Source organism: Fodinibius sp. SL11, assembly GCF_052060035.1.
In the GTDB taxonomy this organism is placed as follows: Bacteria; Bacteroidota; Rhodothermia; order Balneolales; family Balneolaceae; genus Fodinibius.
This window is the reverse complement of record NZ_JBPOEA010000011.1, coordinates 83,583-96,222: the sequence shown is the minus strand read 5'-3', so window position 1 is coordinate 96,222 and position 12,640 is coordinate 83,583. Positions and strand designations below refer to the sequence as shown.

At 51.4% G+C, this 12,640-nt stretch carries 8 protein-coding genes and 1 pseudogene; all 9 read right to left on the bottom strand.

All coding sequences use genetic code 11. The annotated features are described in order from the left end of the window. Window positions 1–286: pseudogene (locus ACQ76V_RS12240) on the bottom strand (hypothetical protein); the annotation flags it as partial. Then, window positions 276–842, bottom strand: a complete 567-nt coding sequence (locus ACQ76V_RS12235) for a transglycosylase SLT domain-containing protein (RefSeq protein WP_441000789.1) — start codon at window positions 840–842, stop codon at window positions 276–278. The gene ACQ76V_RS12235 and the pseudogene ACQ76V_RS12240, both read right to left, overlap by 11 nt. After that, window positions 842–2,296: a hypothetical protein gene (locus tag ACQ76V_RS12230; RefSeq protein ID WP_441000788.1), complete on the bottom strand. Its 1,455-nt coding sequence runs from the start codon at window positions 2,294–2,296 to the stop codon at window positions 842–844. The genes ACQ76V_RS12235 and ACQ76V_RS12230 overlap by 1 nt, the downstream gene beginning before the upstream one ends. 4 nt (window positions 2,297–2,300) lie before the next feature. Further along, the gene (locus ACQ76V_RS12225; RefSeq protein WP_441000787.1) at window positions 2,301–2,852 is read right to left on the bottom strand and encodes a hypothetical protein; all 552 of its coding nucleotides are present in this window, start codon (window positions 2,850–2,852) and stop codon (window positions 2,301–2,303) included. A gap of 1 nt (window position 2,853) precedes the next feature. Beyond that, a complete protein-coding gene (locus ACQ76V_RS12220; RefSeq protein ID WP_441000786.1) occupies window positions 2,854–3,273 on the bottom strand; it encodes a hypothetical protein in 420 nt (139 codons plus the stop codon). Window positions 3,274–3,276: 3 nt separating this feature from the next. Continuing rightward, window positions 3,277–4,056 carry a hypothetical protein gene (locus ACQ76V_RS12215; RefSeq protein WP_441000785.1) on the bottom strand — a complete coding sequence of 260 codons (780 nt, stop codon included), beginning with the start codon at window positions 4,054–4,056 and terminating at the stop codon, window positions 3,277–3,279. A gap of 73 nt (window positions 4,057–4,129) precedes the next feature. After that, window positions 4,130–4,750 (bottom strand): hypothetical protein, encoded by a 621-nt coding sequence (locus ACQ76V_RS12210; protein WP_441000784.1) that lies wholly within the window; start codon window positions 4,748–4,750, stop codon window positions 4,130–4,132. Between the two features lie 102 nt (window positions 4,751–4,852). Further along, window positions 4,853–5,296 (bottom strand): hypothetical protein, encoded by a 444-nt coding sequence (locus ACQ76V_RS12205; protein WP_441000783.1) that lies wholly within the window; start codon window positions 5,294–5,296, stop codon window positions 4,853–4,855. Between the two features lie 95 nt (window positions 5,297–5,391). Beyond that, window positions 5,392–12,639 carry a helicase-related protein gene (locus ACQ76V_RS12200; RefSeq protein WP_441000782.1) on the bottom strand — a complete coding sequence of 2,416 codons (7,248 nt, stop codon included), beginning with the start codon at window positions 12,637–12,639 and terminating at the stop codon, window positions 5,392–5,394. Window position 12,640: the final 1 nt, after the last annotated feature.

The following is a 12,640-nucleotide window of genomic DNA, read 5'->3' as shown; positions in this document are numbered from 1 at the left end:
TCTTTGTACTAGGTCGTTTTCTGGGTTTAAGTTTGAGTTTTGTAGGAGGGGGTACGGGATTTTTGTCTATAACCGGAACAGGGCGTGGGATGGGTCGCGGCCGGGGGAGTGGCCTCGGTTGAGAATTCTTTGGTTGTTTGCGGCTGGTAATAATTCTTTTTGTTCTCCTTGTTTCCTCGTGGCCGGGAACCGAGCGATGTACATTCGGGAGCCGGGTAGGGAGTCGTCCTAACCCTTCGTTGTCGGAAGATTCATCATCGAAGACATAATGTGATTCACTGTTCATTGGTATTTGTAGTCAAGTAGTTATAGGTTGCAAGAGCGATAAAGGCCATCGGCACCCCGTACACAGACAGGCTAGTAGCTTTGGAAAGTCCGAGTAGCTGGCTGATAAGCTGTTTCCGTTGCAGGACATCGCGGCTGTAGTCTCGGCCGGTGGTTACCGAATCCGGAGGTAGCCCCGCGTAAGTGGCGGTCCGTACTTTGTTTGGACCAGCGTTATAGGCCGCTACGGCCCGGGCGGTATTTCCGTTAAACTGCTGAAGAAGTTTTGCCAAGTACTGGGCTCCATAATCAATATTGGCTTGGTGGTCAAAGGGGCTATGGCGGTCGGTAAAGTTGGGATGATATCGCCGGTCGATCTGCATGATGCCGATGCCGTTCCCATGATCTCCGGTGCCATCAGCAGATAAGGCCAGTCCCATTCGGCTTTCTCGGGAAGCGATAGCGAGTAACAAGATGAGAGGGATCCCATATCGCTTCGATGCTTCGGTAAAGAAAGGCATTAGCCCCCGCAAGCGCACGTAGGTAAGTTCGGTTGACAAGGAAAGAGAGCTTACCATCAGGCTACCATTTTTATTTTATAGTTGACCTTCCGCATCTGTCCGGCCATGATGGTAAATTGATCGGCTGGGGCAAGCGCCTTGCGAGCAATGAGTTTGGGCAGGAACCGATTGGTGCTGTCGTCATTTTTCGCGTACAGACCAATTTCTTTAACGGTAATATCAGTGGCACCGCGATTTTCAAATACTCTACTGAGGTTGAAATACGCTTCGTTGTTGGCTTCATCGATGGTCACGTTATCGTCAATCATCATGCCGTGATGGAGCAGTTGGCCGTCCTCGGTGCCATGCGTAATTCCACCTAGATTGTAGGAGGTTTCGGGACTAGCATCCGGGGAAAGATCGGTATCGGTCATCGAGACGAATTTGTTGCTCTGTCCAAGCCGAAGGCCAAGTTTCCATCCCTTGTCGCTGGTTGAAGCATCGGCGTGAAGGGAAGACATAGACGTACCGCCGCCTCCGATACACATGAGCATTCGCGCCCATCCGGTATGGGTAGTTTCAACGGCTTGCCGTCGCAACGCTTTGGCAAATTCGGCCAGGAATCCCCCATTGGTTCCATTCAGGTCGGTATCCTGATTGAAGTTTTCCAGCTCGAATCGGCATTCGTAATCGAGCGTGAGCGTTTTACTGTCTGGTAGGTTAATAGCAGATTGGAGAATGTCCCGGGCATGCAGGTTTGCAATCGTCTTGAGGGCGTAACGGGAGACATCGATGTAGGTAACCAGCCCCATCTCACGAATGGTGATATCCCCACCGGTAGCGTTGGTAAAAGGAGCAGAGATTGTAAAGATCGATTTCTCCTGGTCGGTAACGACGCCGGAAACAGATACGGCTCCGCGCGACAGGAGAGCATCAATAGGATTATGTAGCCCCACGTCAGAAATACTTATCGGACGGGTTCCTGCACCTACCGTTGGATATACCTTCCGGAAGGGCATACAATAGCGTTGCGTTGTGGCAATATTCTTGTAGGTTTTCGAGATACAGGTTGCATCATCGGGGACGTAGGTCGAAGGGTCAATAGTCGTAGGTACACCTATAAGTCGGACGTAATCATTGTTGGTATGGGCGCTTTCGACTTCCCAGGTGCCATTGAGTTCGGGTACCGACTGGCATCCCCAAATATGAACCCATACCGGCTCTTCCCCATTGGGGTTTTCAGAGTGGGAACCGCTGAATACGTTTCGCAGATAACTGCGATAGATTTCCACGGCGCCATCCACTATGTGAATACTGGTGATCGTATAATCAGGCACATACTGTTCCAGCGGTGATATGAGCCGCTCGGTTCGACCGCCGTGCATCATCCCGTGGATGTCACGGAGAAATCCTCCCACAAACGATTCGCTGTGTAGCCGAAGCAGGTGTTTGCCGCCCATGCGAATGTTGCAGAACAGGTCCATGCCGGACTTTGGCGTGCCAATTGATAACGTGTGATTAATGGTATCCATATGGTTAAGAGATTGTGGTAATAATATTTGTGTTGGCGTTTCCGGTCTCCGGTCGCTGCTCCTCGGAAATAGCTAGATCTGTTTGCAGGGTAGCTGATATTGGGCCGGTGCGGGAAATCGGCTCGTGCTTTGCTGCTGGAGTCGTGAGGGCCGCCGGCCGGAACTCGAATTCGGTTGTGTCGATAGGAGTAATATCAAGGTGGACAATCCCGAATGGCGTTTCGTTGACTTTCTGTACGTCATCAGGAGTGATGACCGAGTAAATAGGGGACTGTCCAACCAATCCATTAATGGTTTTGGATCGCACGCGAAAAAAGTGCCGGGCATCCAGGTAGGTAACCGGGAAATAAAGCGTATGGTAGCGAACCATCTCGGAGGGCTCCCGATGATATTCAGGAGTGGTAGCCAAATTTTCCGGATCCAGTCCCCAATCCATCTGGGAGGAGGCCTTTTTGCCGGTAGCCCACGTGACCTGGATGGAGCCGTCAACCAGCATGCCGCTGACTACCCGCATTTTAAATCCTTCGCTAAACTCTTTGCCGGTAATTTCGCTCATATCAGGCGCTCCAGAAGATTTCGGTTACGAGGGCTTTCGAGGTTTCCAGGGCTCCGGAGGCCTCATCCCATAGCCCCATCATGCCACCTTTGTATATTTCTTTAAACTGGCGCTCATCCATGTGGAGCGTTTCGCCGGGCTTGAGTTTGAAGGTATAATAGCGCCCGTCAATACGGTTTTCATCCAGGGCAATCATAAATTCTCCGTCGCTGCTATTATGGATGATGACGCCCAGACGCATCGGGTTTGGGTTAACCAACTTTACGGGATTGGTGGATTGTTTTAATACCGGCGAAATAGAGGTTCCAATTCGCTTGCCACCCTGCAGGCCTACAGCGGTACTGGTTCCCCGAAGTTCAAGCAGCAGGGTATCCAGCTTTTGGGTCAGCTCGCAGAGGGATGCGATTACAGCGTTCCACATAGGTTATACCTCCAGTGGTTTGCTATCAGCTTGTTGGACAGCGTATGCTTCACAGAGGAAACTTACGTTGGCCTGCGAGGGACCTCTGTTGGACCCATACACCTGAAACGGCATGTTTGAACCAACGATAAACGGCACGTTGGCATAGAATTGGCTGAACTCATCATTGAGCTGCTCGACAAATACTTCATTGCGAATGGTGGTATTATATACCTTTAGGCTTGCAGTGATATCACCGGGTCGGTCGCTGCTCATCGCCAGGCGTCGGGCTTCCACGTCAATGCTTTTGGCCTTGACGCCCAGGTCAATATTTACAGCACCTGACGGCAAGGTCGCCTGCCCATACAAAAAGCGAGGTTGTGGCATCGGGGAACCGATTTCGTCATAAATTGCGGTAAGTTTAGCCAACCCAAAATGATCAAATCCGATCACTTCAATATTGATGGTTTGTGGGGCGCTGTGGGTATTGGTAAGCTCAAAGACCAGGCTGTTGCTTTTCTGAATGATGAACGGGGCAAGCAGGCCCTCGATGCGCTGGAAAAGCCGGTGGACGACGGCAAGTTGCAGGTCTCGAAACAGGTACAGGTCTTCATTCAGCCGTGCTGATACCAGCACCTTGTCCATGTTGGGAGCATAGGGAAGAATACGGCGAATCCCGAAGCTTTCCCCACCCATCCCGTTCATGATAATATGCCCACTTGCTCCTGCCGGAAGGTCAACCGATTTAGCTGGATTGAAGGGCGTAGATTCAGTAGGTGGAATAAAATTCTTTACAATCTTCATCGCTGGTACGTTAAAGGATTAGAGCAATATTGAATAACCGGCAACGGCCCCGGGCCGCTGCCGGTTAGAGAGATTATTTTTCGGGCTTCATTTCAGCAACGACAATGCTTGCACGCAGATACAACAGGCCTTGGCCGGAGGTCACCCAGTCGTTATCACTTGGGAATACCGAGGCATCCTCGAAATGAACTGCCAGCGATAAGGTTTGATTAACGGCAAGGTCGAACGGATCGGCCAGGCGATACTCGTCGGCGGATTTAAGAGAGGCGATGCGCTTGAAGACCACCGGAGCATCTACGGTATTGGCCGTACCCGCTACCATGTGCATGCCCGTGCCGGAAAAGTTGGAATGCTTGGAGATGGGTACCCGCAAAAATTCCTTGTTGTCGTTATCGGCCTGTAAGATACAGCCGGCATCTTTGAGGGAGTTCACGATAGCCCGCGCATCGATATTGTTGGCCTCATCATCTTCGATGAACTGTTTGGTCACCTCGAAGGAAAGGGCCAGAACGCGACGCTTAAGCTCTCCCGGGAAGGGATTCCCAACATAATTGTTGCGGGTAATCTTCCGTGTGGAGTTCGGAGGGAAAAAGTTGACGACAGCGCCGTTCTGGGTAACTTGTTGCGTATCGAAATACGTTTTGATGCGCGCGCTGGCAGGTACAATTGCTTTTTTAGTAATTTGGTTGCTCATAGCTTGTAGTGTTAAAGAGATTTTAGTTGGGCCAGTTGGCCATTTAGCTTATTCCCGTAAGCAGTCTCTGGGCAGTGAGAGCTATGAGTAAAAAGAGGGGGGTTATACCTCCACGGTTTCCTCAATGATGTTTTCGATTTGGGATACGTGGCCGGTTTGCTGGGGAAGCGAGGCCGCAGGCGCGGCTGGTGAGGGAATGTCTTGGTCATCCCATAGGTATTCGCTTCCTTCCATCAGGCCTTGGGAGGGCGTCCAGTCGGGCATGACGAACTTGATCAGTTCCATCACGCCTTGCACGCCGAGACCCATGGCTAGACCGCGAAGGTGAGCGTTCTTGGTAAACATGGTGAAGACCATGCCGAGCGTAAGGGGCAGGCCAACGCGGGCCGCTTGCTGGACAGTAGCTGAGCTTCCGCCAAGAATAGCGGGAACGGCCAGCCCGTTAAGCTGCGCACCAATTGCCTGGCCGCCCACAATATATCCGGCAGTGATAAGCTGCTGCTTGAATTCGCTGACAGCCTTTTCGGTTGTTGTTTGTTTTGCCATAGTTGCAGTTTTTGGGGTTGTTGGGTTTTCGATTATATCCAAGTGGGTTGGATTTTTTGCAAATATTCGTTGGGTCATGGGATCAGTAGTTGGGATTAGTTGAGAATTCCTCGTCCGTCAATATTAAGGTTGGTTATGATATACACGTCTCCGTATTGGAAGATCGGGCGTTTGCCCCCGTCGAAATAGTGATAGTACTGGTGGTTCTCACCTTTCTTGTCCCCGGAGTATATTACCTTGTCGCTTCCGTACATGATGCGCTCAGCGTGGCCGATGGAAACCAGCTCAGCCTCACCAGGTGGAAACAGTTCGTAGTCATAGCCGTCGGCCGGGAAATGGTGGAACTCCTGGTACATCTGTTCGGCCTGGTCGCTTGCGTAGGCCCCTTTGATCAGTTTCATGCGGGTGGTCGGAAAGGCGAACAGCGTGGTTCCTTCGGCGTCGATAATCATAGCTAAATCCTCATCCTCAGAAAGTATGCGCTGCATGAACCCTTTGGTGTCGATGAATTCCAATTCGCCCACGGTTCCAGCATACGCCAGGGGTTCCTCGTATAAGGTTTTGAGCGGTCTGGGAAGCGCCCTGTTCTTTCCGGGTGCTGATCTGTTGGGACGGATATTGTCAGGTTCTGGCGTGTCGCGATAAATACCGACCTCACGTACGCGAACAGTCCCTTTTATTCCATAGGTGGGCGCTATGCGGTTGAGTTCTTCATAGAGCTCCGCGCGGTCGGTGAATTTGGTTTTGACCAGCTCGTTGACCACATCTTGCAGGCGGGTGACCGTTTCTTGGTTGGATTTCAGGTTGGCCTGGGCCCGGGCAAGCTCGGTTCGGGTTTGCTCGTGGGTAATCTCCAGTTCCTTCAGTGTTTTCTTCGAGCGGTCCAGCTCGGAGGTTATCTGCTGGATGCGGGCCTGGGCGGACTGCTGCCATCCTTTTTCGAGGGCCAGGAAAAGATCGGCCAGTTTGTTTTTAATGATGGGCAGCCAGCGATGGGTTTTGTACATGCCCAGCTGCTGTTTGATTTGATCGAAGGTAACCTCGCTGCCGTCCGGGTTGGTTTTTAGTTTTTCGGCCTCGATATCTACCTTGTAATGGGCGTAAAAATCAGATTCATCGGCAATGATATTACCCTTGTTCCCGGCCAGACTTCGGCCCGATTGGACCGGCTCATCCATGCTCCAGCCGAATACTTCATGCAGCTGATCTCCGGCCATCTGCTTGATCGAGCTCCACTTGATCTTATTGTAGAAGCTTCGGTTGGGCGCGTTCGGGTCAGGGATGAGATTAAACAGCACCCGCCCGTTGGCGTTATTTTTAGGTACTTCGAGCTGTAACTCGTGGCGGAACCGAGGAATGCGTTTGCCGTCCGAAGACAGGTTGTTTTCGATGGTGCCGATCTCCCCGCTGTAATCCAGCCAGCCCACGCGGATAAGTCCTTTCTCCAAGGCCTCGGCCCCTGAGGCCGGAAGCTCCGAATCAATAAGGGATTGCTCTCGGGCAATAGCGGACTCCATACGCTCGGAGCGTTTGGTCACGTCCCCACTTGCTTGCCCGAGGGAAGACTCCAGGCGTTGGGTTTCGCTGAGCAAGGACTCGATGCGGCTTTTCAGGACCTTTGTTTGGGCTTTGGATTGGAAGAATTCTTTGACTCGGGGGTCGGAGTTGGTGGCGGCCACCATCTGCTCGTATTCCAGGGATTCGCCCTCGGAGTCGGCAGAGGTTTCCCGTCCGTCGCCGAAGAAGAGCTCATCAATCCAGCTTTGCTTCTTGCTGACCAGCTCCAGGCGGTACTGGTCAAAGGAATCTTTCATCAGGTAAAAATGGATGTTTACTTTCGGGTGCTGGTTGCCCTGCCGGAGCCCGCGCCCGTTACGCTGCTGAATTTGCGAGGGCGTGTAGGGCACGTCCATGTGATGCAGGTCGGTCGTCCATTTTTGCAGGTTCATGCCTTCGGCGATGGATTGGTTGCCGATCAGCACGCGGTACTTGCCAACGTTAAAATCGTCTTGCACTTCTTTCTTAAGAGCTTCTTTATCATCGGAGGAAGAGACAAAATAGTCGTCACCCTTAGCATCGGTACCAATAATAGAGCCGTTAATAATGGCAATTTCTTTAGCTGGAATACCTGCTTTTGCCAGCTCCTCTTTTATCAGCTGATGATAGCTACCGCCTTTTTGGCCTTCTACGGAGATCCAGTCGCAGAAGATGATTTGGTTGCGAATTGCGGGAGTCGCCGGATTCTTGCGCCCGTTATACAGGGCCTGAACAATCATCACCGCTCGGTCAAAGGTTTCTTCCATGGAGTCAGAGCCGTCGGAGTGTTTCTCACGCTGCTTCTCGATTTTATTCAACAGGAACTGCTTGCCGACGGGGACGGCATGTAGATTGCCTTCGGTGGCTTCTATTTCACGGGCTACTTCTTCGAAGTATCTCAGAGATTTGAGCTCCTTAATAAGGTTGTGGCGGGACTGGGCCGCGTAAGGATTCGGATTTTCTCTAAGAGTAGTACCTTTTGAAAAGAAATCCCCATAGATGCTTTCTGGAACTGGAGCAGGGTTGGGGTTTTCGCGGTAGGCATAACTTTCGGCTACGTTTTGGGTCAGGGCGCCCAGCTTCAGGAATTTTCCATCTACACCTGCGAAGCTGTGGTCATAGACGCGAAGGTCGGTTGCAATTTTGCTGCCATCGCCGGTAATGACCAAGAAGTTGTCTTTGGTCTGGCACCCGCGCTGGCGCATGCAGTCGAGAATGTTGTCGGCCCGGAGAATGATATCATCAAATAACAATTTGTGAATTTCGCTGGGTTCAATCACCTGCTGTTTGGTTTCAGCTTCGGGGCGCTTGAATTTCGGTTTGAGCGCTTGGGGATTGCCCTTTTTATCGGTTACAATTTCGCCTGATTTATCCCTGAGGTAGTCCGGAAACTTCTCGTAGAATCCCACCAGCTGGTCATAACTTTTGATGTCCATAACCTCGTCAATAATTGCTCGCATTTCCGGGAGGTTATAGTATCCGGCTACCACCCGCTCGGTCCGGTATTCGCCGTTGGTCTTTTTTACGATTTTTTCTTCCTCGCGGACAAACTGGTTGATGAAGTTGTCGAGATTGGCAATTTGGTATTTTTCGAGCAGATCTGGGGCGCAGAGGTTGAGCATGTGCCATACTTCCACCGGAGAATTCACGACCGGCGTGGCCGTCAGGACAAAGACGTTTTTAAAACCTATTTTCGAAAACAGCCATTTTGTTTTTTGAAGCGCGTCTTCGGCTCGTTGTGAGGGCTTGTTAGCGGCAATACCCAGCTTGGCGGCTTTCGCGCTGCCCAACGCATTTTTGTAGAAATGGGCTTCATCAAAGAACAGGGCGTCCACGCCGAGCTCATCAAAAAAGATATCGGTCTCTAATCGTTTAGCACTTGCTACGTTTCGCAGTTTGGCCTCCCACTCCTCTTTCATCTTCTCCAGCCGCGTCACCATCGACTTTTTGGCCGTTGAGCTGAGCGCATCGTCTTCTTCGATAAGCGCGTCAAAGTTTTCGATCATTTGATCAAAATACTCTACGCGCCCCGAGTACAAATCCTGCTGCACCGATGGAGAGAGCGGCAGGCTCTTGAAGGCGTGGTCGGCAATAAAGATCGCATCCCAGTTGTAGAGTTGGGCCATGGTCAGTTCCTTATGGCGTTCGGAGCCCGTCATCTTCATGTTGAGGATTTTGGCCTCCGGGAACAGCATCGCGTATTCCTCGACCCACTTTTCCTGGACTTTGCCGGGCACAACAAACATGGGCTTGTGGCAGGCTCCTTGCTGCAACAGCACTTGGGAGGTAATAATAGAGGAGAGCGTTTTTCCGGCGCCGACGTCGTGGCAGTTGGCCCCGCGTCCGTTCCAAACCAGCTTCTCGGCGACCGCGCGGTTGTGTTTGTACACCGTAAAATCTTTTACCCCATAGAAGGTGTCCGACATGCCCCGAACGCGGAGGGTGGCTCCATCGAATTGCGGATTAATATGGGCGTTGTACTCGTGGTTATACGCCTGCTCGATAAGCTCGCGAATTTCGCCTGGTGCCTTGGTGCGCACCCACTGGTTGAATTTTTGGGGCACCCGGGTAAGCATCTGGTCGTTATGGGTCCGTTGTTTGGCTCGGGACCGCTCGATAAGAGCTACAAGCCCTTTCTGTTCGGCATATTTCAAGGTCATATTTGGTATGACATTGTCGTCCTCATCATAGAAGACCAGCGGAAAGCTTGAATCCTGAATATAGTTGTTGATGATTTTGCTGAAGGGCGTCTGTCCCCAACCCCGGTTCCAGTCGTCGGCCGTCTCTTCCCCACCTTTGATATAACGCCCGCCTTTGCGGAGCTTCATATAGAACCGGTTGCCGAGCTCGGCTTTATCTTTGACGAGCCCGAGGTGAACATCCCGATAACCCAGTTCATCTTTTATCCACTGGGTAAGGACTTTCGTTGGCAAGTAGGTGAAAATGTGGCGCGGATCGACGGTAATGCTGTAGGCGTCAATCCACTCAGGGAGAACCGCCTTCAGGGCCTCGGTATTTTTCTCCAGCTGGTTGTCTTCAGCTATTTGCAATTTCTGCCGAACATTTCCGGCCAGATATTGGTAGCGGAATTCGTAGCCATTAGACTCTGGGTTATAAAAGAAATCCGGATGGTCCTCGATAGCTTTGGTTAGCTCCTCCCGGTCGGCCGTACCGCCCCTGTAGGTAGACTGGTAGAAATCAAGCGAGAGCTCTTCACCGATGGATCGCCCATACATGGCAATTTCGGCCAGGTCATCGGAGTCGGAGACCGCTGGCACATAGTTGCGGTTAAACATCGAGTCGGCATCGATAATATCGGCATAGACTAGCTCCTCACTGATCGGATCGCGCTTAACAAAGGTCGTCAGTTTATACAACCGGTTGTCGTAGCGGAAAATCTCGCGGATGTCCCCGTCTTCGTCTGGAATACCGTAGGCATTGATATGGCTTTCGAGTAGCTCCTTAAACTCTCCGCGAAGCGGCTCTTTTTGCTCGGTGCCGCGGGCCAGCGCCGTTACAAAATCATCGTATGTATCCAGCATTTGGCAGGCCGAGCTTATCTTGGCGCGCAGTCCTTCGCCCGCTTTGTCCGATCCACCTATGGTAATAGGTTTGAAGTAGTGGCGCTGTTTTTCGTAGAATTTCTCCCCGTGCCAGACAATATTCCCGGCGTGATAATCGCGGGTCGTCTGCAGGCGGACGCCCTCATCGGGGATCCGGTAGAATGGCATTTGTCCTGGAAGTGGGTACGGGAAGCGAAGATCATCTCCGAGAACCTTAGTGGTCAAAGCCTTATCCACTTGGCCTTTTACGCCCATGCGAGTGAGAAATTGCATGTCGTGACCTTGAATATGCTCACCTAATACCTGTTGGGGGTATTTCTGGTAATACGGGTTATAATAGGCCCCGTAGGATTCGCCGTTATGCTCTGTTGTGGAAACGGCCAGCTCCTGGTGGGCAAACAGTCGATTGAGCTCGCTAGCGACATCAGGGTGCTGCTCCCCGTCAAAATCGGGATACTTCTGAAACAAGATCAGATCTGTGGTCACTAGCGTATCAGCATTATCTTTAAAAGCGGTGGAGGGCAACCGGTAGGCACCCACAAATCGGGCACGCTGGACCATGGCCTGTCGGATGGCCGGGTCTTTTTTGTCCATCGTACCGACCGAGGTAATCACCGCCATAAAACCGCCCGGTTGGAGAGCGTCCAGAGACTTCAAGATAAAGTAGTCGTGGATACGGGGATTGAGGTGGGCCAGCGGATCGCGCTGAGTATGAATTTTTATATCTCCAAAGGGGACATTGCCTATGGCGCCGGTAAGATTATATAGCGACAGATCGGTCTCAGCAAAGTTTTGGTGTTTAACTAATTGGTTAGGAAAGAGGAGCCGGGCAATACGCGCGCTCACCGCCGACCGCTCAACCATCAGCATGCGATAGCTGTCGGTATTAGGCAGAAATCCAGCAAAATTGCCAATGCCTGAGCCGGGTTCTAAGATATTGCCCCCGTCCACACCCATAGCTTGGAGTTTATCCCAGATCAGCTGTACCAACGGGTAGGAGGTGTAATGCTCGTTGAGTAGCCCGCGCTCGGTGCCGGTGCGATCTTCCCCGTACCCTAATCCACCGGCTCCGGTGTACCGGCGAAGGATGTCCAGGTCGGATTCGGTGATAGCACGATCTTCTTTTTCCAAGACGGCCAACGCTGCTTCATTAGCCTGGCGACGCTCGGATTTGGATAATTTGATCGGATCGTAATTTTTCAAAGTAAGGTCTGAAAAATCGCTTCCATATTTCGTCTCTCCCGCACGATCTTCAGAGGCTTGGTATGATTGCTCGTCTTCAATTTTGGTTGTTAGGTCCTCACTTGTGGCATCTTCAAAAATTTGGTCAAAGTCGACGCCAATAATATTTCCATGCTGACGAAACAACTCCAATGCCTGTTCGCGATGTTCTTGAGGAAATCTGTCAAGCGAAAAAGCCAAGGCCAGTTTCTTAGCTGTTTCGGTAAAGGAGTCCTGGAGTGCCTGCAACTGGCTAGAAGGATTGTTACGACTCGTCAGCTGTTGGTTCAATTTCGTGGGGTTGCCCAGAAGATCATCTATTTCCTTTGCGGCGTCCTCATTTCCCTGGTCTGCTTTCCAGGCTAGATCAGTTAGCTGTTGCATCCGTTTCGTGTTAAGTGTATTGGATTTATAAGGCTGGTGAGCCGCTTCAGCGATTTGGGCCATACGCTTGGTTTTTACCTGAATCTCGACCGGAATATCTCGGGTCGGACCTGCCATCACGATAAAATGCTGAGCGCGATATCCTCCAACGGGTTTGGTGTATTTGTCTTCATGCTCGAATACGCTGCCAACAGCTCCTGAAGCAATTTTTCGAGCTACCTGGTCCAACTCAGCTTGACCTGACAATACGATCATACACCCAGCCATATCGGTCAAACCTTGGGTATAGAGCTCATCTGAATTAGCCTGCTTGATATCCCCTTTAATGCGCTTGCGACGCAGTTTATTGATGACCGAGTAGGGAGATTTTACCCGACCCTTGACCGTAGCTTTTGGTTGCAGGTCTTTGAGCTTGGTGGTTACCTCGTCCAAGGCCTGCTGGTAGTTACCACGCAGGGCAATTAGCTGTTTGATTTCCTCGGTGAGTTTAACCTCTTCGACGGTATCAGTGTCACCGGCCAGCTGCGGGTTGGGATCGTCGGCGTTGGGGATACCGTCTCTATCGAAATCGCCAAATATGCCGGGGTAATCATCTGTTGTAATTTCTTCAAAAGGAGTAACAGTCGGATTGTCTCGCATT